This window comes from Marinobacterium weihaiense, from assembly GCF_019061305.1.
Classification (GTDB): domain Bacteria; phylum Pseudomonadota; class Gammaproteobacteria; order Pseudomonadales; family Balneatricaceae; genus Marinobacterium; species Marinobacterium weihaiense.
The window spans coordinates 1-22,748 of record NZ_JAHQZT010000027.1 but is presented as its reverse complement, the minus strand read 5'-3'; the positions used below and the strand labels follow the sequence as shown (position 1 = coordinate 22,748).

At 60.7% G+C, this 22,748-nt stretch carries 19 protein-coding genes; 5 read left to right on the top strand and 14 right to left on the bottom strand.

From position 1 onward, the window contains the following. The first annotated feature begins 4 nt into the window (after positions 1-4). From zipA to KTN04_RS14485, 4 genes are all read left to right on the top strand, one after another. Positions 5-1,201 carry a cell division protein ZipA gene (gene zipA / locus KTN04_RS14500; RefSeq protein ID WP_217335952.1) on the top strand — a complete coding sequence of 399 codons (1,197 nt, stop codon included), beginning with the start codon at positions 5-7 and terminating at the stop codon, positions 1,199-1,201. A 119-nt stretch (positions 1,202-1,320) separates the two neighbouring features. Further along, positions 1,321-3,684, top strand: a complete 2,364-nt coding sequence (gene ligA / locus KTN04_RS14495; protein WP_217335951.1) for an NAD-dependent DNA ligase LigA — start codon at positions 1,321-1,323, stop codon at positions 3,682-3,684. After that, a complete protein-coding gene (locus KTN04_RS14490; RefSeq protein WP_217335950.1) occupies positions 3,681-3,917 on the top strand; it encodes a YheU family protein in 237 nt (78 codons plus the stop codon). Before ligA ends, KTN04_RS14490 begins: the two co-directional genes overlap by 4 nt. 10 nt (positions 3,918-3,927) lie before the next feature. Next, positions 3,928-4,605 carry a DUF4126 domain-containing protein gene (locus tag KTN04_RS14485; protein WP_217335949.1) on the top strand — a complete coding sequence of 226 codons (678 nt, stop codon included), beginning with the start codon at positions 3,928-3,930 and terminating at the stop codon, positions 4,603-4,605. 23 nt (positions 4,606-4,628) lie between these two features. Here KTN04_RS14485 and KTN04_RS14480 read toward each other — a convergent pair whose 3' ends face one another. The 13 genes from KTN04_RS14480 to KTN04_RS14420 all read right to left on the bottom strand — a co-directional run bounded on the left by KTN04_RS14480 (position 4,629) and on the right by KTN04_RS14420 (position 21,633). After that, on the bottom strand, positions 4,629-5,303 hold the full coding sequence (locus tag KTN04_RS14480) for a CBS domain-containing protein (RefSeq protein ID WP_217335948.1): 675 nt from the start codon (positions 5,301-5,303) through the stop codon (positions 4,629-4,631). A 57-nt stretch (positions 5,304-5,360) separates the two neighbouring features. Continuing rightward, positions 5,361-7,322 (bottom strand): bifunctional tRNA (5-methylaminomethyl-2-thiouridine)(34)-methyltransferase MnmD/FAD-dependent 5-carboxymethylaminomethyl-2-thiouridine(34) oxidoreductase MnmC, encoded by a 1,962-nt coding sequence (gene mnmC, locus KTN04_RS14475; protein ID WP_217335947.1) that lies wholly within the window; start codon positions 7,320-7,322, stop codon positions 5,361-5,363. Further along, positions 7,315-7,686 (bottom strand): Na+/H+ antiporter subunit G, encoded by a 372-nt coding sequence (locus tag KTN04_RS14470; protein ID WP_217335946.1) that lies wholly within the window; start codon positions 7,684-7,686, stop codon positions 7,315-7,317. Before KTN04_RS14470 ends, mnmC begins: the two co-directional genes overlap by 8 nt. Positions 7,687-7,694: 8 nt before the next feature. Then, complete coding sequence (locus tag KTN04_RS14465; RefSeq protein ID WP_217335945.1) at positions 7,695-7,964, bottom strand: K+/H+ antiporter subunit F; 270 nt, start codon at positions 7,962-7,964, stop codon at positions 7,695-7,697. After that, on the bottom strand, positions 7,958-8,452 hold the full coding sequence (locus KTN04_RS14460) for a Na+/H+ antiporter subunit E (RefSeq protein WP_217335944.1): 495 nt from the start codon (positions 8,450-8,452) through the stop codon (positions 7,958-7,960). The genes KTN04_RS14465 and KTN04_RS14460 overlap by 7 nt, the downstream gene beginning before the upstream one ends. After that, complete coding sequence (locus KTN04_RS14455) at positions 8,449-9,960, bottom strand: monovalent cation/H+ antiporter subunit D (RefSeq protein WP_217335943.1); 1,512 nt, start codon at positions 9,958-9,960, stop codon at positions 8,449-8,451. The genes KTN04_RS14460 and KTN04_RS14455 overlap by 4 nt, the downstream gene beginning before the upstream one ends. Then, positions 9,957-10,322, bottom strand: a complete 366-nt coding sequence (locus KTN04_RS14450) for a Na+/H+ antiporter subunit C (RefSeq protein WP_217335942.1) — start codon at positions 10,320-10,322, stop codon at positions 9,957-9,959. The genes KTN04_RS14455 and KTN04_RS14450 overlap by 4 nt, the downstream gene beginning before the upstream one ends. Then, complete coding sequence (locus tag KTN04_RS14445) at positions 10,322-13,117, bottom strand: monovalent cation/H+ antiporter subunit A (RefSeq protein ID WP_217335941.1); 2,796 nt, start codon at positions 13,115-13,117, stop codon at positions 10,322-10,324. The genes KTN04_RS14450 and KTN04_RS14445 overlap by 1 nt, the downstream gene beginning before the upstream one ends. Positions 13,118-13,290: 173 nt before the next feature. Further along, positions 13,291-17,865, bottom strand: a complete 4,575-nt coding sequence (locus KTN04_RS16920; protein WP_254262579.1) for a hybrid sensor histidine kinase/response regulator — start codon at positions 17,863-17,865, stop codon at positions 13,291-13,293. An 18-nt stretch (positions 17,866-17,883) separates the two neighbouring features. After that, positions 17,884-19,692, bottom strand: a complete 1,809-nt coding sequence (locus tag KTN04_RS14435; protein ID WP_217335940.1) for a methyl-accepting chemotaxis protein — start codon at positions 19,690-19,692, stop codon at positions 17,884-17,886. Between the two features lie 38 nt (positions 19,693-19,730). After that, on the bottom strand, positions 19,731-20,264 hold the full coding sequence (locus KTN04_RS14430; protein WP_217335939.1) for a chemotaxis protein CheW: 534 nt from the start codon (positions 20,262-20,264) through the stop codon (positions 19,731-19,733). A 14-nt stretch (positions 20,265-20,278) separates the two neighbouring features. Further along, positions 20,279-20,644: a response regulator gene (locus KTN04_RS14425; protein ID WP_217335938.1), complete on the bottom strand. Its 366-nt coding sequence runs from the start codon at positions 20,642-20,644 to the stop codon at positions 20,279-20,281. 38 nt (positions 20,645-20,682) lie between these two features. Further along, positions 20,683-21,633 (bottom strand): response regulator, encoded by a 951-nt coding sequence (locus tag KTN04_RS14420; protein ID WP_217335937.1) that lies wholly within the window; start codon positions 21,631-21,633, stop codon positions 20,683-20,685. A 622-nt stretch (positions 21,634-22,255) separates the two neighbouring features. On the opposite strand from KTN04_RS14420, the gene KTN04_RS14415 reads away from it, so the two are divergent. Continuing rightward, a complete protein-coding gene (locus KTN04_RS14415) occupies positions 22,256-22,393 on the top strand; it encodes a hypothetical protein (protein WP_254262578.1) in 138 nt (45 codons plus the stop codon). Here the strand turns inward: KTN04_RS14415 and KTN04_RS14410 are convergent. Further along, positions 22,388-22,748 (bottom strand): hypothetical protein (locus KTN04_RS14410; RefSeq protein WP_217335936.1); only part of this gene is annotated, 361 nt, incomplete at its 5' end. The genes KTN04_RS14415 and KTN04_RS14410 overlap by 6 nt on opposite strands.

Genomic DNA, 22,748 nt, shown 5'->3' with positions numbered 1-22,748 from the left:
AACAATGGATATCAGTCTACGCGAGTGGCTCATCATCGGCGGTGTACTGATTGTGATTCTGATTCTGGTGGATGGTTGGCGCCGTGTCAGTGCCAATCGCAGCCGCTTGCGACTGGAGATCGACCGTACCCTGTCGGAACTGTCCGAGGATGACCCCAATAACCCCGAACTGCCTAACGGCGGGGCTCGTATGCGAGGGGGGCAGGCGGCAGACGAGCGTATCGAGCCCGGCTTTGCCGAGGCGGATAACGGCTCGGGCCCAGACCCCCTGTTTGATGACATTCCAGCGGTAAAACCGGGTGGGCGACGCCCGTCAGCAGCCGCGACACCGCGCGTGCCGGAGGACCCGGTCTCTCCGGAGCTCAAGCCCCGAGAAACCCCTATCCCCGTGTTACTGGATGAGGTGGAAAGCGCCCCCGAAACAGAAACGCGCATACATGAAACAGAAGTGCCGTTGCCCGAATGGGATGATGTACCCCGTGCCGAATCGGCGGATCACAGGGTAAAAGTATCAGAGGAGATTCACACTGAGCGTCTCTCTGGTACGGACACCCCCATGGAGGCCAAGACCGTCGAGCCGCAGCTTCATGAAATGCGGGAACCCACCCAAGCGGAGCCCGCTGTGCGTGAGACACAGGCAGCTGAACAGGTCGTATCCGAGCCGGTTGCGGAGCCGGCACAAGAGCCAGCCCCTGTTCCCGATCCTGAACCAGCGCCGCAGAACACGCCGGTGCGCAGCAATCGCGGCCTGAAACATACGCCGGATCCCGAGCATGTGCTGGTCATTACCGTGGTCGGGCGCCAGGGGGCTTATCTGCCCGGTCCGGCATTGAACCGGGTCGTGACGGCCTGTGGCATGGAGTGGGGTGACATGGATATTTACCACCGCCCGGAAGACAGCCGCCCCGATGCGCCGATTCAGTTCAGCATGGCTAACGCGGTCGCGCCGGGGACCTTCGACCCGGACAACCTGGAAGCTCTGGAAACACCGGCGGTTACCTTCTTCATGTCGATGGATGAGCCCACCGACACCATGACTGCATACGAGTGCATGTTGGCCACCGCGGAGACGTTGGCCAAGCACCTCAACGGCGACCTGCTGGACGAGGACCGCTCGGTGATGCGGCCGCAAACCAAGGAACACTACCGCGAACGCATCCGTGACTTCGAGATGCACCAGCGTCAACGGCGGGCCAACTGAGGCCCGCTTTTGCTTGTCCGCCAGCCGCCAGCCTGATGCGGCTCGCCACCAGCACGGGCTGAACGCCGCCCGATGCCGATCGATTGCCTCAACCCAGAACCTGAACAAGCCGAATGCCGATGAGTCTGCCTGAATCCGTATCCCGTCGCGCCGAGCAGCTGCGTGCCGAAATTGAACAGCATAATTACCGCTATCACGTGCTGGACCAGCCGAGTATTACGGACAGCGAGTATGACCGCCTGTTCCAGGCGTTGCAGGCGCTGGAGGCCGAATATCCCGAGCTGGTGAGTGAAGACTCACCCACGCAGCGGATCGGCAATAAGCCCGACAGCGGCTTTTCCGAAGTGACCCACGAGCAGCCCATGCTGTCACTGAGCAACGCCTTCAGCGCCGAGGATATGGACGCCTTCGTGCGCCGGGTATACGAGCGCCTGGAACTGCCACCGGAGGCGGAGCTTGCATTTGCCTGCGAGCCTAAGCTCGATGGACTGGCGGTCAGCCTGATGTACGAGCAGGGCCGCCTGGTGCGTGCCGCGACGCGTGGTGACGGCTATACCGGCGAAGACATCACGCTCAATGTGCGTACCCTGCATTCGGTGCCTTTGCGCTTGCTGGGCGAGGGCTGGCCGGCACGGCTAGAGGTGCGTGGCGAGATCTACATGCCCCGTGCTGGCTTTGAGCGGCTCAACGAACAGGCTCGGGCCGCCAACGAGAAAACCTTTGTCAACCCGCGCAATGCCGCCGCTGGCAGTCTGCGTCAGCTGGACCCGGCCGTGACGGCACGCCGACCGTTGGAGTTCTGCTGTTACAGCACCGGGGTGGTAGAAGGGGGCAGCCTGCCGGACACCCATACCGAGCGCTTGCGGCAGCTCAACGCCTGGGGACTGAAGATTAACGCAGAGATGCGCCGGGTTCAGGGGCTGGCGGGCTGTCGTGACTATTACACTGATCTGGCCGCGCGCCGTGATGCCCTGAGCTACGATATCGACGGCATCGTGTTCAAGGTGGATCGCCTCGACCAGCAGCAGGCGCTGGGGTATGTGGCCCGCGCGCCGCGCTGGGCCATTGCCCACAAGTTCCCCGCCCAGGAAGAGATCACCCGCCTCAAGGCGGTCGAGTTTCAGGTCGGGCGTACCGGTGCCATTACCCCGGTGGCCAGGCTGGAGCCGGTGTTTGTCGGCGGCGTGACGGTCAGCAATGCCACCCTGCACAACATGGACGAGATTGCCCGTTTGGGTGTCCGTGCTGGTGATCAGGTGATTGTGCGCCGTGCCGGCGACGTGATTCCGCAGATCGTACAGGTGATCGAGGAGCGCCGTACCGGCGAGGAAAACCGGGTGTCCATTCCCGAGCACTGTCCCGTGTGCGGGGCCGATGTGGAGCGCACCCAGCTGATCAAGCGCGGCAAGGGCCGGGAACAGGTCAGCGAGGGTGCCATTTACCGCTGCGTGGGCCGCCTGTCCTGCCGGGCCCAGCTGACCCAGGCCCTGATTCATTTCGTGTCGCGCAAGGCGATGGACATCGACGGTCTGGGCGAGAAGAGCATCGAACAGCTGGTGGCGCGTGACATGGTGCGCTCACCGGCCGACCTGTTCCGGCTGCAGGTCGAGGATTTCCTGTCGCTGGACGGCTTTGCCCAGCAGTCGTCCGAAAATCTGTTCAATGCCATCGCGGCCAGCCGTCAGGTGGCACTGGCCCGTTTTGTCTACGCACTGGGTATCCCCGAAGTGGGCGAGGGCACCGCGCGAGCGCTTGCGGCCCAGTTGGGCAGCCTGCAACGCTTGCGCGAGGCGCGTCCGCGCCTGCTGACCTGGTTGCCGGACATCGGTCTGGAAGTGGCGCACGAGATCCACAACTTCATGCAGGATGCTCACAACCGTCAGGTTATTGACGACCTGCTGGTACAGGGGATCGAGTTGCAGCAGAACGAACAGCTGGCGCCGGAGCTGCAGGGCAGCATCAGCCTCGACCAGCTGCTGTTACGCATGGATATACCCGGCGTGGCCAAGACCGGGGCCCAGGCGCTGGCACGTCACTTCGACAGTCTGGATGCCGTGCTTCAGGCCGATGCTGCCGCCTTGGCCGAGGTACCCAAGTTCAGCAAGAAGGCACGCGAAGGTCTGCTGGCCTGCCTGCAGCAGCCGGAATGGGTTGAGGAAGCGCGAGCGCTGGAAGCGCAGCTGCTGGCGTTCGGCATGCATTGGCGCTGTGAAGCCGCCGCTGTCCCCCAGACCGGTGCTCAACCGCTGACAGGACAAACCTGGGTGCTGACCGGGACATTGGAGCAGATGACGCGTGATCAGGCCAAGGCACGCCTGCTGGCGCTGGGTGCCAAGGTCAGCGGCAGCGTGTCCGGCAAGACCCATACCCTGGTGGCAGGGCCGGGCGCAGGCTCCAAGCTGACCAAGGCGGAGCAGCTGGGCGTGCCGGTGCTGGATGAAGACGCCTTCATTGCACAACTGGCACAGTGGGAGTCGGCATGATCATTCCCTGGCAGGAGCTGGCCCCGGAGACACTGGATAACCTGATTGCCGAGTTTGTCAGCCGTGATGGCACCGACTATGGTGAACAGGAGTACAGCCTGGAACAGAAGCAGGCGCAGGTACGTGCGGCGCTGGCCCGTGGCGAAGCGGTGCTGATTTTCAGCCAGCGCCTTGGCCAGTGCAATATCGTGCCGGTCGACCGGGTAAGCGATTGGGACGACAGCGAGGAATGAGGTAGCCGCAGTGGAGCAACTGGACCAGATTACCTCCATGATTGCCCTGTTCATGGGCGTTGCCTGGGCCAGTGGCATCAACCTGTATGCCACCGTGCTGATGCTGGGGGTGTTGGCCAACTTGGGGCATCTGAGCCTGCCGCCGGGGTTGGAAGTGGTGTCCGACCCGCTGGTGCTGATGGCCGCAGGCTTCATGTATTGTGTCGAGTTCTTTGCCGACAAGACGCCCGGCGTCGATACTGGCTGGGACGGTCTGCATACCTTCATCCGTATTCCGGCCGGTGCCGCTCTCGCAGCGGGTGCCGTGGGTGAACTCAGCCCTGCGGTTGAACTGGCCGCTGCGCTGACCGGGGCTTCGCTGGCGGCCGGCAGTCATGCCCTCAAGGCCGGCACGCGGGTATTGATCAACACCTCGCCGGAGCCGCTCAGTAACTGGACGGCCTCGTTCAGCGAGGATCTGCTGGTGCTGGGCGGATTATGGGCCGCGCTCAATCACCCGCTGTGGTTCCTGGCCGTGCTGGCGGCGTTCGTGGTGCTGCTGATCTGGCTGTTGCCGCGGCTGTGGCGTGCTATTAGCAAGGTATTCAGTGCCCTGGCTCGTTTCTTTCAGGGTGAGTCCGGCTCCGAATCCGACCCGCTGCAGGAGACGGCGGCACGGGCCGCCGGTCGCAGGCTGCCACCCACCTGACGCTCATCCGGACAGTGGGGGCTTCAGGCCCAGCGGTCCAGTCCTTCCTCATTGAGCAGAATGCGAATCAGGTCGGTGCGCGTAATGATGCCTTCCAACTGATCGTCTGCTGCCACAACCGGAATGGCACTGATGGCATAACGGACAAAACTGGCGGCGATGCTGGTCACGGTGGTATCGGGAGAAGCCACCACCATGCGGGTGCGGTAGGCCTGGCTGACACTGATCGGCGAGTCGGTACCGCGCCTGATGATATCCTCCCGTGCCAGGAGACCCAGTGCCCGCTGCTCCCCGTCCACGACCACCAGATGTGAGACTTCCTGGGCCTGCATCAGGTTCCAGGCCTGGCGCAGACTGGTTTCCAGCGGAATGGTGAGCACCGGACTGGTCATGACTTGTGCAGCCCGCAGGGCGGGGCGGCCGCGGCGTTGTTCAGCGGCACCACTTTTCTCGTAGGTCTTGTAATTGTCTTCTGAGGGCGGCGGCGCTGAATGAGTCGGTTCTCCGGGTACCCGGAAGCGTTCCTGTGATAGCTCGATACGCTTTTCCAGTTCCTGCTGCTGGCGAATCGGATCTTCGCTGCCGGGTGTGGCTGCCGCCGCCTGGCCCGCACTGGCCGCCTCGACCCCCCGTTGGCGAAACAGGGAATCGACCGGAGTTTGAATACGGTACCCCTGATCATAGATAACAAGCGCCATAAGCCTACCTCCCGCCCTGTACAACCGGGCCAAGCATGGCCGGGTCGGTCTTTCTTATTATAGCGACTTGCGGATCAGATTCTTGATGGTAAATCGTGCCGGGTGAAGGATACGCGCCAGTTCCCGTTCCATCGGCAGGGGAGCGCCGGTAATCTGTGCCGCGATCAACTGCCCACTGAGCGGTGCCGTGATCAGACCCTTGGAGCCGTGGCCGCAGTTGACGAACAGGCCGGGCAGCAGCGGGGGCGGTGTGTCGAAGGGCCAGCGGGCATCGTCGCGCAGTTTGGCATAGGTGTCGATGAAGGCCGGCTGATCCTGCACCGGGCCGACCAGCGGCAGGTAGTCGGCACTGCTGCAGCGCAGGGCCGCGCGCCCCTGCAGCGGCTGTTGTGCCAGCTGCTCGCCCAATGTCGGCAAAGCCCGAGCCAAGATGGCCAGGTTGTGGCGGTGTTCTTCCTCGCGTACATCCAGCGCCGTATCGCGCAGCTTGAACGAGGCGCCGAAGCAGTACTCGCCCGCCAGCGGAGGTGAAATGTACCCCTCGCCGCATACTACGGTCTGCAGCCGTGGGCCCTCGGCTGGAACGGCGGTCTGGGTGGTCTGGCCCCGGATCGGTTTGAGCGGAAGATGGGCCAGCTGGGTGAAGCGCAGTGCATTGGTGGCGCAGCAGATGACCAGTGTGGACGCGGTATAAGGCGTGCCCAGCAGGTGCCAGCAGCCGTCACGGTGGTCCAGGCCGCTGACATCGACGCCGTAATGACAGCGAATCAGCGGATGGTCCAGCAGCTGCTGGCAGAAGCGCGGCGGTGAGACCCAGCCGGCCGTGGGGAAAAACAGGGCCGGGCGGGCACAGGGCTGTCCGGCCAGGGCGCTGGCGCGCTCGGCATCAACAGCCTGTACCAGGGATTCCGGGTAGGCGCCGGTGTCAATGAGCTGCTGCTGCCGGGTCAATTCCTTGTCGTTGGGTGCCAGCTGGAGCACGCCGCAGAGCTGGCCGACGTCCGGCCGTGCCTGCCGTAACGGCTGTATCCGGGCGGCGGTATGGCAGAGCCCGGCCAGGTGAAAGCGGCTGTGCGGCGTTGGCTGGGCCGGCAGCTTGGCATAGAGCGCGCCCTGAGGGTTGCCCGAACCTTCGCAGGCCGGTGCCGGGTGGCGTTCAATGACGGTCACGGCAATGCCCTGCTCGGCCAGCGCCCGGGCCGTGCTGGCGCCCGCCAGGCCCGCACCGATGACCGTGACACCCGCACCGGTATCGGCAGGTGGTGGACGCTTGAACCAGATCGGGTCTTCCGGCGGCGCAGAGACAGGATGGTCAGCCCCGAAACGGCCGCTGATCATCTCCCGCTTGCGGCCAAAACCGGGTACCTTGTGAATCTCGAAACCGGCGGCCTGCAGGCCTCGGCGCACGATACCGGCAGCGGTAAAGGTGGCACAGCTGGTGCCGGGGCCGCTCAGGCGGGCAATTTGGGCAAACAGGTGATCATTCCACAGTTCCGGGTTCTTGGCGGGGGCAAAGCCGTCCAAGAACCAGGCATCCACCCGGGCATCGAGCTGGGGCAGGGTTTCCAGAGCATCCCCCAGCAACAGGGTCAGCAGCACACGGCCGCCGTCCAGGCTCAGGGTAAAGAAACCGGGTATCGGCGCCGGATAACCTTCCAGCAGCTGTGCCGTACCGTCCCTGAACTGGGGAAAAGCCGACAGGGCGCGCGCCAGATCATCTCGGCTCAGCGGGAACTTTTCGCAGGAGATGAAATGCAGCTGAGCATCCGCAGGTGCCTGCTGCAACCAGAGTTGGCGGGCGCACAGGAAGTTCAGACCGGTGCCGAAACCGGTTTCGGCAATGACGAAGGGGCGCTGATGTGCGGCGGCAAAACGCTCCGGCAGCTGGTTGGCGGCCAGAAAAACATGTTCGGTTTCGGCCACGCCGCCGGCACGGTTGAAGTAGATGTCGCCGAAAGCGGCGGACTCCGGTACTTCACCCTGCCAGTTCAGGCGGGCCGTCTGCAGCGGCTCAGTCATCGCTGCTCGTGGGCGGCAGTTGTTCGCGTGCCTGCGCCATCAAGTGCATGGAGCGGGTCCGCTTGAGGGCACGGGTTTCGTGGTGCAACGCGGTTTTGGCCAGCATGTGTGCTGTAATCGGTGCCGTGATCAGCAGAAACAGTGTGATCAACAGCTCATGCAGGCTCAGATAGCCCTGCTCGGCGCTCATCAGCAGCATGGAGGCGATCAGAATGCCGCCCATGCCGACGGTCGTGGCTTTGGTCGGGGCATGCAGGCGGGTGTAGAAATCTGGCAGGCGCGCCAGACCAATGGAGCCGACCAGCACGAACACGCCACCGATCAGCAGCAGGATGGTTATCGACAGTTCAACCCAGAAATTCATGGCAAGTCCTATTCAATGATGTCGCCGCGCAGCAGGTATTTGCACAGCGCGACGGTGCTGACAAAGCCGAGCATGGCGATCAGCAGGGCCGCTTCGAAATAGAGTGCGCTGCGCATGTACATGCCATACAGCAAAATCAGGGCAATGCTGTTGATATACATGGTGTCCAGCGCCAGGATGCGGTCCGACAGGTCCGGCCCGCGCAGCAGACGCCACAGGTTGAGGACCAGGGCCACACAGAGCACGCCGCTGACAAACAGAATGGCGGTGTTCAGCATGCGAAGATCTCCTTCAACGGGGCTTCGTAACGGGTCTTGATGGTATCGATCAGGGCCTGTTCATCGGTCAGGTTAAGCGCATGAACGTACAGCCATTGACGGTCTTCCGATACCTCGGCACTGACCGTACCCGGCGTCAGGGAAACGGTGCTGGCCAGCAGCGTGACCGGCAGATCGGCAGTGATCTCCAGCGGCACGGCGACAAACCCCGGCTGCAGTCGACGCATGGGGCCCAGTACCAGAATGGCGACCTCGATATTGGCCACCACAATGTCGACCAGCACTTTAAGGGTGTAGCGCAGGGCCAGCAGCGGGCGTACCACGCGCGGCTGGGTGGTCTGCAGCGGGGCGCACAGCAGCGGAATGATCAGGGCCAGTACCGTGCCCAGCACCAGGTGGCCCGGCGAGACGGTATTGTTGAGCAACAGCCAGACAACCAGCAGCAACAGGCTGTGCAGTGGCATGGGCAGCCAGCGCAAACGACTCATGACGAACCTCCCGGCAGCAGCAGATCAAGGGATGCAGGCACCTGGTGCAGCTGCTCGGCGGCAGCGGCGGTGTACGCGGTGATCGGCCCGCCCAGCACCACCATTAGCGGTGCTGCGGCCAGCAGTACGACCACGGCGGCAATATGCCAGGGTGATGCGGGGTCGGCCTGGGTCTTGTCACTGCTGCGGCGCCAGAACAGGGTGGTACCGCCGCGGGACAGGGCCACAATGGTCACCAGGCTGCTTATCAGAATAGCCGGCCAGGCCCAGAACATCTCGCTGGTGCTGTCAGCGGACTGCAGCAGCATGACCTTGCCGACAAAGCCGGAAAACGGTGGTATGCCGGCCACGGCCATGGCGGCAACGAAGAACATGATGCCCAGCAGAGCCGGCTGGCGGACCTTGCGTGACATCACGAAGCGGTCGCAGGCCTTGCCGCGTTGCTGACCGATCAGGTCGGCAATCATGAACAGGGCGGCACACACCAGGGTGCTGTGCACCAGGTAGTACAAGCCAGCCGCGGTGGCCGCTTTGCTCTGCAGTGCAACCGACACCAGCAGTGTGCCCACGGAAACAATCACCAGGTTGGCTGTCAGTTCGCGCAGATTGGGGCTGGCCAGGGCGCCGATGCTTCCGGCCAGCAGGGTCAGCAGGGCCAGCGGCCAGATCCAGGGCTGGGCCATGAAGGCCAGATCACCGGCATTGGCGCCGAAGATTACGGTATGAACGCGGTAAATGCTGTAGATGCCGACCTTGGTCATGATGGCGAAGAGTGCCGCCACCGGTGCGCAGGCCGAAGCATAGGTGCGCGTCAGCCAGAAATGCAACGGCAGCATGGCGGCCTTGAGGCCGAACACGGCCAGCAGCAGCAGGCCGCCCGCGCGAGCCAGCACCTTCTCGCCATCGGACAGGGTGGCGACCTTGGTGGACATGTCGGCGATGTTCAGGGTTCCGAGGGTGCCGTAGAGAATGCCCAGTGCAAACAGGAATAGGCTGGAACCCACCAGGTTCAGCGCCACGTAATGGAATCCGGCCTGGGTCTTCTGTTTGCCGCCGCCATGAATCAGCAGCGCGTAGGAGGCGATCAGCAGCACCTCGAAGAACACGAACAGGTTGAAGATATCGCCGGTGAGGAACGCACCGTTGATGCCCATCAACTGCAGCAGGATCAGCGGGTAGAAATGGGCACCTGTGCGGTCGTCACCGGCGCTGGCATACAGCAGCGAGGCCAGCCCCAGCACCGACGTGAGCAAGACCAGCAGGGTTGACAGGCGGTCGGCTACCAGCACGATACCGAACGGCGGCTGCCAGTTGCCCAGCACATACAGCTGAATACCCGCCTGCTGGCTTTGCAGCAACAGGGCGATGGCGCATCCCAACGTCAGTACGGCCACGACCAGGGCGCCTGCGCGCTGGCGCACCAGATTGGTGCCCAGCGGCGGCAACAGCAGCAGCAGGCCACCGATCAGCGGCAGCAGAATCGGCAGAATGGTCAGGTGTTCGCTCATGCGTGCTCCTTCTTGCGGCGCGGCTTGGCTTCAGGCTGCGGAGGCAGACGACCATCGACATGGTCGTTGCCCAGATCGGCACGGGCACGCATGGCCAGAATGACGATGAACGCGGTCATGGCAAAGCCGATCACGATGGCGGTCAGCACCAGTGCCTGAGGCAGGGGATCAGCGTAGCTGTACGAGGTGCCCAGAATGGCGGCGCCATCCAGCTTGAGACGGCCGCTGGAGAACAGGAACAGGTTGACGGCATAGGACAGCAGGGTCAGCCCCATGACCACCGGGAAGGTGCGCCCCCGCAGACAGAGGAACACGCCCGAGAAGGTCAGCAGGCCGACACAGATGGCGTAAACGGCTTCCATTATTCAGACTCCGGCTGAGTAGGACGATGATTGGTGGTGAGCTTGCCCAGGTTAGCCAGGATCAGCAGGGTGGCGCCGACTACGGTCAGGTAGACCCCGAGGTCGAAGACCATGGCGCTGGCAAGCTCGAACTTGCCAATCCAGGGCAGGCTGAAATAGTCGAACCAGGAGGTCAGGAACGGGCGGTCAAAGGCCCAGCTGCCGACCCCGGTCAGGGCGGCGATCAGCACGCCACTGGCGATCAGCCACTGGTAATCCACCTTCAAGCGTTCCTTGATCCAGTCGACCCCGTGGGCCACGTATTGCTGCACCAGCGCCACCGAGGTCACAAGGCCGGCGATGAAGCCGCCGCCCGGCAGGTTATGGCCGCGCAGGAAGATATACACCGAGACCAGCAACGCCAGCGGCAACAGGCTCTGGGAAATGACGGCCAGCATGACCGGGTGGCGGTCTCGGGCCCAGGGACGGCCGTGTTCGTCACCGGCCGGCATGTACAGGCGCATGCGGGCAATCAGCTTGAAAATGCCCAGCGCGGCGATGCCCAGTACGGTGATCTCGCCCAGGGTGTCAAAGCCACGGAAGTCGACCAGAATCACGTTGACCACGTTGGTACCGCCGCCGCCGACCTTGCTGTTGGCCAGGAAGAAGTCGGAGATGCTGTCCAGCGGACGGGTCATCAAAGCGTAGTTGATGGTGCCGATGATGCCGCCGATGATGGCGGCAATGCTCAGGTCACGCACCACGCGGCGCGGCGAGGACTCTTTCGGCGTCTTCTGCGGCAGGAAGAACAGCGCCAGCATCAGCAGAATCACCGTGACCACTTCGACCGACAGCTGGGTCAGCGCCAGGTCAGGGGCCGAGAAACGGGCAAAGGCGATGGACACGATCAGGCCGACCACGGACAGGGTCAGCAGGGCGATCATGCGCTTGCGGTGCCAGATCACCGTTGCCAGTGCACTGAGACAGAGCAGTACTGCTGCCGTGATCTCGACGCCGTCGACCGGCAGGTGCGGTCGCAGTCCAGCAGTGGTGTTCAGATCCATCAGCGGCCCGGCGGTCAGAGCCAGTGCAAACATCAGCAGGAACAGCATGTAACGCTGCAGCGAGCCGTTTTCACAGAACTTGTGCACACGGGCTGCGCCTGCCACCAGTGACTGGATCATGCGCTCGAACACCAGCTTGGCATCGCTCTCGGGGAACTGGGCCTGGAACTGGTACAGGTGGCGGCGGTTATAGTAGATGATCAAGCCGCCCACCATGGCGATGACGCTCATCAGCAGCGGCAGGTTGAAGCCGTGCCAGATTGACAGACTGTACTCGGGCAGATTGCCGGCCAGCACGGAAGAGGACGCGGCCGACAGCAGACCACCGGCAATAACGCTCGGGAAAATGCCCACCAGCAGACAGAGCGCCACTAGAATTTCGACCGGTACCTTCATGTAGCGCGGCGGCTCATGGGGTGTTTTCGGCAGGTCGACGGGCTCGCCGTTGAAGAAGACGTCATGGATGAAACGGGTCGAGTAGGCGACCGAGAACACGCCGCCCAGGGTCGCCAGTACCGGCACCATCCACGACAGCGAGCCTAGAGACACCTGGTGCAGGGTTTCGGCGAAGAACATCTCCTTGGACAGGAAGCCGTTCAGCAGTGGCACACCCGCCATGGAGGCAGCTGCGACCATGGCCAGGGTGGCTGTATGCGGCATGTACTTCCACAGGCCATTGAGCTTGCGCATGTCACGGGAGCCGCATTCATGATCGATGATGCCGGCTGCCATGAACAGCGAAGCCTTGAAGATCGCGTGGTTGATGATGTGGAATACGGCGGCCACGGCGGCTAGCTGGGTGTCCATCCCCAGCAGCAGGGTGATCAGGCCGAGATGGCTGACAGTGGAGTAGGCCAGCAGCCCCTTGAGGTCGTGTTTGAACAGCGCAATATAGGCGCCCAGCAGCAGCGTGGCGAGACCGGTGAGGCTGACAATCAGGAACCAGAGCTCGGTGCCGGACAAGACCGGGTAGAAGCGTGCCAACAGAAAGATGCCAGCCTTGACCATGGTGGCCGAGTGCAGATAAGCGCTGACCGGTGTCGGCGCCGCCATGGCGTGGGGCAGCCAGAAATGAAACGGAAACTGCGCCGACTTGGTGAAGGCGCCCAGGAGTACCAGTACCAGCGCCACCGGATAGGCGGCATGCTCACGCAGGGTATCACCGCTGGCCAGCACCACGCCCAGATCGTGGCTGCCGACGATATGACCGATCAGTAACAGACCGGCCAGCAGGGCCAGTCCCCCGGCGCCAGTGACGGTCAGCGCCATGCGGGCGCCCTTGCGTGCTTCGCTCTTGTGGTTCCAGAAGCTGATCAGCAGGAAGGAGCTGATACTGGTCAGCTCCCAGAACAGCCACAGCTGGATCAGGTTGTTGGCGGTGACGATGCCAACCATCGCGGTCATGAACAGGATCAGATAGGCATAGAAGCGCGACATGGAATCCTGCGCCGACAGGTAATAGCGGGCATACAGAATGATCAGCAGGCCGATGCCGAGGATCAGCAGGCAGAACAGCAGGGCCAGGCCGTCCAGGCGGAAGGCCAGATCGAGCCCCATGGCCGGAATCCAGCTGAAGCTTTGCTGCAGGGTTTCACCCGCGAAAATCTCCGGGGCATGGCTCAACACCAAAGCCAGCGCGCCTGCCGGCAGCAATGCCGTGAACAGGGCACAGGCGCTGCGGCCAAAGCGCTCACTGAGCAGGGGAACCAAGGTACCGAGCAGCGGCAGTAGCGGGATCCAGAATAGGCTCATCAGCGGGTCAGACTCCGGTCAATCGTTGTCGGGACATGTATTAGCGACGGCCGATATAAACCGACCAAAAGGGTCATTTATACCCTGTGGAAAACGGCGCGTCCACCGTTGACAAATGGGTGTAAACCCGTACCGGCACTCGCATTGCGAGGCCGGCCGGGAGGCAGGATGGATCAGAACAGCAGGGACTGGACCTTTTCCAGAACGCCCGCTTCGGTCCAGGGCTTGGTCAGGTAGGCGGAGACCCCCGCGGCTTCTGCTTCGCCACGGTGCTTGCTGGTGGATCGCGAGGTGATCATGACCACCGGGATGCGACTGTACTTTTCACTATTGCGAATAATGGCTGCCAGCTCCATGCCGGTCATGCGCGGCATTTCCAGGTCGGTCAGAATCAGCTCCGGCGGGTCGGAGCGGACCTTGTCCAGCGCATCCAGGCCATCGATTGCGGTCGTGACTTGGTAGCCGCTGTCGCTGAGCAGGGTGGCGAGGGTCTTGCGTGCACTGAGCGAGTCATCGACCACCAGCAGGTGTGGCAGGCGTAATTCGAACGCGGGCTCGAAGCTGTCGTGGGCGGCAGCCAGGACCGAGTTGCGATCCAGGATGCGGGCTGGCAAGTCGACAATCGGCGCGACATCACCGTTGGCCAGGATAGTCACCCCGGCGACCCCGGCAATATCGGGAATATGCTCGCCCAAGGGCTTGAACACCAGTTCGCGGTGCGCAATGACTTCTCGTACCATCACAACCGCCTTTTCCCCCTGATCCAGATTGACCACCAGAACCGGGTGAATACGCAGGTTCTGATAATCCGCCGGCGGTTCGCCTACCAGGCTTTCCAGTGTATAGGCGGGATAGGAGCAATCGGCAGTGACAAACTTCATGCCGTTGTCGGTGGTCTGGAACTCGCCATCAATTGACAGCAGGCTCTGCTCGATGGTGTGGCTGGACAGAGCATACTCGCGGCGTCCGGACGAGCGTACCAGCAGCGTTTGGACCAGCAGTGACGATGCCGGCATGGTCAATTCGAACCGGCTGCCGACGCCAAACTCGGAATGAATATTCAGGCTGCCTTGCATGCGGGTCAGCTGCTGATGGACTACGTCCATGCCGATGCCACGCCCGGACAGCTGACTGATGGCGTCGCGGGTGGAAAAGCCTGGTACCAGAATCAGGCGCTGAATGTCACGGTCGCTCAATTCAGCGTCCGGAGCCACAATACCCTTATCCTCGGCAATCTTGCGCACACGCTGCAGGTTGATGCCGGCGCCATCATCTGCACAGCTGACATGTACCTTGCCTTCGCGCTGCTCAAAACGGATGGTGAGGGTCCCGGTTTCATCCTTGCCGGCTTCGAAACGTAGATGTGGCGTTTCCAGGCCATGATCGACGGCGTTACGGATAATGTGCATCAATGGGTCGGCCAGCTGGTTGAGGATCTGGCTATCCATGAGTACGTCTTCGCCCTCGATGATCAGGCGTGCTTCCTTGCCGGCAGCAGTACAGGCCTGACGCATGATGCGCTGCATGCGTGAACTGATGGTTTTGACAGCCACCAGCCGCGTATGCAGGACGTTGTCCAGAGACTCTTTCTGCAGGTTGCTTTGGCGCACGTGCAACTCGGCCAGTTGGCGCAGCTGGTGGTCGGCTTCCTGATCTACTTCACGCACATCGGCCACGGCTTCCTGCAACTGCGACAGAGTGGTGTGCATGGCGTTGTAGCGGTCCATCTCCAGCGGGTCGAACTCGCTGTCACCCTCATGGAGGTGCGCATTGAGGGTGAAATGATCGTGCAGCTGCTGTTCCAGGTCGAACAGCACTTTCTGTAAGACACGCTGGCGTTCACGGTTGGAACGGCTCAAGCGGCGCAGCTGCTGCAGAGCGTCATCTAGCTGCGCGTTCAGTGTGCTGGACTCACCGGCAATACGGAACAGGTTGTCCAGAATGCTGACGCCGACACGCAGATGGGCGTGTTCCTTCTCCTCGCCGCCGTGGGCTGGTGCAGGGCGCGGCGAAGATTTGGCTGCCGGTGCAGACACTGACGGCACTGGGGCCGGAGCATCATCCTTGCCAAGCGGTTCACTGGCGCATTCGATGCCCTCGGTGCGTAAACGGTAGAACCAGGTCATCATGGACTGCAACTGCTGCTGGGCATTGTCCGGCGCATCAGTCTCTTCGGTGATACTCTCGCTCATCTGGGCCATGCAGTCGGATGCCAGTGTCAGGTCGCGCTTGAGCTTGTCACCGGGGAATAGCTTGGCGTCGGTCAGAACCTCAAGAATATCTTCCAGGTGGTGGGTCAGGTTGGCCAGGCCCTTGATGCCGGCCATGTTGGCCAGGCCCTTGATGGTATGTGCCGCACGCTGCGCACTGAGCAGGGCGTCCGCTTCATGGTCGACCATGACGGCCTGCAACTGCTGCTGGAACTCCTCGACCAGCACCGGCAGTTCGTCATACAGCATTTCCATCAGCTGCGGGTCGATATCGTCACCGACGCTCAGCGCAACATCCTCGGCCGTGGCCGTTTCACACTCGATATCGTCCGGCGATTGAATACTCGCCAGTGCCAGCAGGCCGGAGATGAAGGCGGCTTGCTGGGGTCCAGCATGGATCGGCAGTCGGTCATCGCTGATAACATCGATGAGGTCTTCGCGTGCATGCTTGTCCGCCAGTGCGTCCAGATACACATGTACTGCCTGCAGGCAGCTGCCAAAATGGCTGCGGGCCTCGGGCCTGAAGCTGGCGGGGTGCTCCAGGAACCATTCCAGGTTGTGATTCAGGCCGGTCAGCAGCAGGTTAAGGCCGGTCAGGTTAACGGTAGCGCAGGCGCGTGCCAGAGGCGTCAGGGCGTCAAGGCTGCTGTTCAGCAGGTCTTCGGGCTGTTCACCGCTATCGGCCTGCCACTGTTCCTGCAGTGCCTGCAGAGAGCCGACCAGCATGCCGAGGATGCTCGGGTCTACCGAGGGACCAGCCTGCTCGAGCAGAGTCATGTCAACATCGCAGAACGCTGGTGGTTCGGCATCTGCCATGGCCGGTGGTAGCGTTTCTGCCGTAGAAGTCGCGAATGGTGATGTTTCCGCTGTGCTGGCGTCAAGGTTTACGGACGCCTCGGCCGGTGCCAGGGTTTCGTCCAGCAGGACACGCAGGTCATCCTGGTCGTCCTGTTCCAGCGGCTCGGGCCAGGCAGAATCGCCCAGCTGTTGCAGCAGGGCGATTGCGGTATCGTGTTCGGGGCTTTCCAGCAGTTCGTGCAGCAACGGCTTGACCCGGAGAATGGCCGGATGATCAAGGCTGTCGCAAGCACTGATCTGCTCGGTGGCTAGCGCCACCAGATCTCCCAGAACCGGGTTGTCACCATCGCTCAGCGGCTCGGCCAGAGACGCCAGCAGCTCGGCCAGGGCTTCGGGCGTGTCGGCGGTATCCAGCAGCGAGGCTTCGTCAGCCGAGACAGTGGCGGCCGGAATGTCTGCCGGAGCATCGGTTGCGAAAGCGGCGGATAGCAGGTCGCGCTGGTCCAGGAGATCCTCTTCGTCCAGCGGTTCGGGCCACTGCGAATCGGCCATCAGTTCAAGCAAGGCATTGGCGGTATCCGGGCCGGGGGCCGCCAGCAGCGCCCGGACCACGTTCTGGGCGCGAGTGACCAGAGGGTGGTCAGCATCGTCACAGGCACCGACCAGCTCGGCGGTTAATGCGATCAGGTCGGCCAGGACAGGGGTGTCGCCATCGCTCAGGGGATCGGCCAGTTCTGCCAGCTGTTCGGCGATTGACTCGGTTGATACGGTGGCTTCCATGGCGGTATCGGTATCGGCATCGGCATCGGCATCGGCCTGTGCGTCCGGCACTGCATCGAGACCTGCAACATTCTTTGCAGCCGCCGGTGCCGGAGCCGGTTCGTCGGCGCTCTCGGTGTCATTCGTTTCGGCATGCGCTTCGACAGCGGGGAATACCTCGTCCAGCAGTTCACGCTGGCCCTCGATGTCTTCGTCATCCAGCGGTTCCGGCCAGCGGTCATCACTCAATCGTTCAATCACGGCACTGGCATGGGCCCGGTTTGGCTGATCGATCAGTGCCTGCAGAGCGTCGTACATGGCGGCGACAGCCGGGTGTGACAGTTCTTCGCAGCTGCCGATCAGTTCACAGCCCAGTGCTGCCAGATCTGCCGGCAGCGGGTTATCGGACTCCGCCAGGGGCTCGGCCAGGGCCTGTAGTTGCTCGGCCAGGGCCTCCGGGGATTCAGCCAAATGAATCGGTTGGTCGGCAGCCATGTCGGTGCCTACATCGACGACAGACGAGGCGTTAGCCTCGGGCACATCCACGGAACCCTGGAGCGGTGCTGTGTCGGCTGCTTCCGAGGCTTGTGCTGCCAGCATTTCCCGGTCGGCTGCCAGCATCTCGGTGAGGGCATCCAGATCATCGCTCTCCAGAGGGGCCTGCCAGGTTTCAGAAGCTAGGGTAGCCAGCACCTCCTGCTCCTGGTCTGGTATCTGTGGACTGATCAGCGGTAGCTGCATCAGTACCTGCTGCAGCTGTGAGCAGCGATATTCATCCAGGGCTGCGTCGGGTGCTTCTCCGTCCACCAGCTCAGCCACCAGGGCCAGCAGGTCAGCGCTGCCGGATAAGTCGGCTTCCATGCACAGGTCGGCCTGTGCCTGCAGCTGTTCTGCAAGGGCTGCGGGCAGAACTGCATCGGGACTGTCCAGCTGTTGCATCAGGGCGGCAAGCCGAGTCTGTGCGTCTGACCATTGCGCCATATCGGTTGTCACCCTTAATTACTCTGAAGGCTTGAGTTTGAACACGCTGATGGAGCGCTGCAGCTCATCGGCGGCGCCTACCAGACGCTCGGACAGCTGTTTCTGCTGCAGCATCTCGGTGTTGGTAGCCTGTGTAAACTCATTGATACTGCCAGCACGCTGGCGCAGGTTCTGGGCCAGCTTCGCCTGACCGGTCGCGTTCTGTGCGATACGCACAACGGACTCAACCAGCGACTGGGTGGTGTCCCGGGTTTCTTCCATACGCTCACCAGCCTGCTCTGCCAGGCGAGTACCGGCTACAACGTCCTCGATTACCGTATTGATAACGTGGATGGTGTCAGCGGTTTCCAGCTGAATGTTGTTGACCAGGCTCTCGATCTCGGAGGTCGCCTCGCGCGAGTTTTCCGCCAGACGCTGTACTTCGTCTACCACCACCATCAGGCCTCGACCAGCTTCACCGGCAGAGGCCGCATGCATGCTCGCGTTCAGGGACAGAATGTGAGTACGCTCGGAAATGTTGTTGATCAGACTGATGATACCGCCGATCTCCTGTGAACGTTCGCCCAGTCGCTTGATACGCTTTTCGGCCTCGTGGATGGTCTGACGAATCTTGTTGATGCTGTCGATGGTTGCGGACACCGATTCTCGGGCGTTCTCGGAGGTATTAATGGCTTTTTGTGAGGCACTGTTGGTGACCGCGGCCAGCTTGGCGATCAGCTGCATCGCCTGGATGGCGGAGTCCAGACCTTCCAGAGTCTCGTTGATCTCTTCCTGCTCCTTGGTGGCCTGCAGCAGTACCGCTTCGGACTGGGTCTTAACCTGTACCGAGGTGGTGTTAACTTCGGAAGTAACGGCGCTGACTTCACGCAGTACGTTTTCGATGGAGTTGGTCAACTGGTTAATGGAATCGGCAACCGCACCGGTAATGTCTTCGGCTACGGGTACGCGAACGGTGAGGTCTCGCTGGCTGATCTTGAAGACGCTCTGAATCAACTCGATGATGGACGCGTTCAACTTCTTGTTCTCGGCCGCTTGGCGCGCGAGTGCCTCTTCCTTCTCGTCCAGCAGGGTATCCAGTACCGTGGCCATCTGGCCCAGCTCGTCCTTACTCTCCAAGCGGGTGCGTGCTTCAGTGTCACCGGCGCGCACGGCATCAACGGTATCCTGAATGCGCTGAACCGGGTCCAGTACGCCGTACTTGGCGATCGCCAGTGCAACGGCCATGGCCAGGCCCAATACCACCAGCGATGCGAAGAACAGCTTGACCATCTGTGCCATGGCTTCGGTACGGTTGGCGATATCCTGATCGGCATAAACGCGGGTCAGCAACTGCAGGCTGGCGTTAACCTCACGTAGGTCGGCCAGCAGCGTACCGACGGTCTGCTGCATCAGTGCGGCCTGTAACGTCGGCGCAGCGCCCTGTTCGCGAATCTCTTTCAGGCGTTCCATTTTCTCGTTGAAACCTAAGCTCTCCAGACGCTTGCGAACGTTGCGACGGTCTTCGTCGCTGCGCAGGCGTAGCAACAGGGAGTCCAGGCCATTGCTGAAATTCTGTGCCGCCACGACCAGTTCGGTCAGGTTCTTGCTGCTGGGCGACAGGCGAGCCTCTGTCAGGCTTTGTTGTACATCGACCAGCAGGAAGTCCAGCCGCGAGGTGTCTTCAGCCAGCTGGCGCGTTTCACGGCTGATCGCCTGGGACTTTTCGTCAATCACGATGGTTTGGTAGTAGGCGACGGCGATGGCAATAATGCCCGCAACCAGCAGGACACCGGAGATGGCAAACTTGATCCCCATCCGAATGTTCTGAAGTTCCCAGAAAAGAGGCATGTGTAGTTCCTTTCAGCAATATGGATGACGAATACGGGTTATTCGAACAATGCAGCCGGTTGGTAGAACGTTTTTTTCAGCTGCTTCAGCAGAGCGCGATGGTCCAGCTCGAACCAATGCTGTCCCTGGGCCTGATAGGTTGCCACCAGGAAGGGATGCAATGCCTTAGGTACCTCGGCATCATCGTTCAGCCGGTTGGATTCGTGCACGGGATCGATAATGGCCGTCGGCAACTCCGTCAGGATAAAGCCAGCGGTGTGTGGCTGTTGATCCACCAGCAGAATCCAGTAGGGCTTGCGCAGATCGGTACGCTCTTGGCTTGCCATGTAGGGCAGGTCATATACCGGCACCGTATGGCCTCGGTGGTTGATGAAACCTCTGAACCAGGGTGGGCTGTCCGGCAATGAGCAAACGCGGCTGCGAGCCGCCAGCTCGGAAAAGGTATCCGCCGACAACATGTAGTAGCGATCATTGAGTTCGAAACCATGCCGGATTTCGTCAAAATCCGGCATCTCTTCCTGACCCGGAAGGTGAGGGAGGTCCGTCTGGTCGCCTTGGATCAGGTCATCCATGCACGTGGTTCTCCTTAACTGAAAGCCTTGACCTGATCCAGGATTTCCTGCTCAGTGTACGGCTTGGCCACAACGGCACTGGCACCCTGCAACTGTGCCCAGACACGGTCGGCATCTTCGTTTTTACTGGAGACAATAACCACCGGAATGCCCTTGGTATCTGCCCCATTGGTGATCTGGCGGCAGGCAGAAAAACCATCAACTTCGGGCATGACAATATCCATGAAGATCAAGTCGGGTTTTTGCTCTGCTGCCAGGGTAATGCCCTGCTGGCCGTTCGAACCGACCACGATTTCAGCACCTGTTGCGACCAGGATATCGCGCAGACGCTGCTGCTGAACCGGATCATCCTCTACGATCAGAATCTTGTTGACTGCCATGTGATTATATTTCCAGTTTTCGTTGTGTATCGATCCAGCTATTTCTTGAACTCGCTGACCCAGCGAGAAACTCGCTTGATCACCTTTTGAAACTCGACATGATCGATGGGTTTGGTCAGATAAGTGGATGATCCTGCCATTATCCCCTTCACCTCGTCCAGTGGTGATGTTTTCGACGATAGCATGATGATCGGTGTTTTCTTCAGTGCGGGCATCTGGCGCAGGCGAGTGCAGGTCTCAAACCCGTCGATGCCCGGCATCATGATATCCAGGAAGATGAAGTCGTAGTGGTTGCTTTCAGCCTTTTCCAGGGCGGTTTCACCGTCATCGGCAAAGTCGATGTTGACCGGCTGGTCCATCTGCTGGAGCTCTTTCGCCAGCATCTGCTGCATGGGGTGGCTGTCGTCCACCACCAGCACGGCATAGTGCTGATCCTGTTGTTGTGCTTCACGCTCGGCCTGCTGACGACGGACTTCCTCGATCTGAGCATCGTACTTGCTGAAGGGATTTTCTTTGGTGCTGGCGTTGGCTTCCTGTGCGTCGGCTTCGAGTGTACCCGGCTGAGCGGCTGGAACCGGTGACGCCCGTTCCTGTTCAAGGGCGGTAGCTTGATCGATGGCAGACGTTTCGGCTACAGCTGCTTCCTGCATAACCTCTTGTTCGATGCTTTTGTCATCGTCGGTCGGCAGGGGCTCGTAGGCTTCCAGTGTGCGCAGCACTCGCGACGAAATGAACGGCAGCTTGATATGTGCAGGGTCGCTGTTGGCCGGCTTCTGTTTGTTGACCAGTATCAGGCGGGCACGGTAATCGTCAGGAAGGCTTGCGACCTCGGTATGGGCGTCCAGGGTGTCGCCCATTACCAGTAACAGATCCGGCAGGCAGGCAGGATCAAATTCAACCAGAGCCATGGTACGGCTTTTGGACAGTGTCAGAATCTTGTCCAGCTTTTTGAGCTGATCGTCCGGGAAACCCAGTGTCCCAATCTTCATGCGTCTTCCCTGTTCAGTATGCCCCGCCGCAGCGGGCGGCAGGCAAGGGTCGGAATGGATGCATATTCAAGCAGATAAATAATGCAATTCCGTTACGGTTTTAGACGATCTGAGCGGCGATGACAATAGCGTGACAGGAATAATTCCCACATATTTATTGTGTGTAGTTGTTTGCAGACAGTTACCGTTTTGCGACCAAAACAAGCGTTCCATAAAATCACGAATTCAGCCTGTATTAAGGTGGCTTTGGTGGCGATTCTGCACGTAAATAAAGGTATCCAGAGCGTGGGGCGGTGACGATTTTGGTGTCAGTTGGGTGGTTCTGCTGTAGGTATGTAGTGACACAATACCTTTGGCGCTGGTGCGCGAGGTGCGGAAGGACTCTACCCTGCTTCTTAGATCCGAAGCAATCCGGCCACCGGGTACCGAACCCAAAGCGGGAAGGGTATCGTCCTTTTCGATCGCAGCGGGGCTTTATTTACCAACAGATACAACCCCAGGAGAGTAGATGGCCGCTCATTGACTGTTGTCAGTTATTCACTAACGTACGGTAGGAGCTTGGGATAAAGGTGCCGAAAGGCAGAGAACCCACGTCCTGCGGCATACATTCGCCAGTCATTTAATGGTGAATGGTGGAAATGTGCTAACGCTTCACAATGCACAGGGCCATGCATCTATTCAGATGACGATGCGGTATGCTCATTTAGTGCCTGAACATATTAATGAAGCAATAAAGTATAACTCTCTACCGAATTTATGAATTTTTCTTTATTTGTTTTCTATATTCATTCGCTAATGGTTTAGGGATAATAACATACTTTAGTACATCATCTATTATTTCTGGGTAATTAAAAAGAGGTGAGTTACTAGCCATAAAGACATCGGGGTGTTTAACCTTTTTTATTATTCTTTTACCAAAGAAGAGATTCTGCCAAATAAGTGCGTCTCTGGATTTTTCATTTTTGTTGTCGATGATCTGTTCAATTCTTCCGTTATCTATACGAAAGAATTTTTTTTCACTAAGTGTCGCATCCCGGATGATCATATAAGCCAAAGGCGTTATCCTTGGTTCGTCGCTCGCGACATCATGTACCACGCCATTGAGCAATTCATCC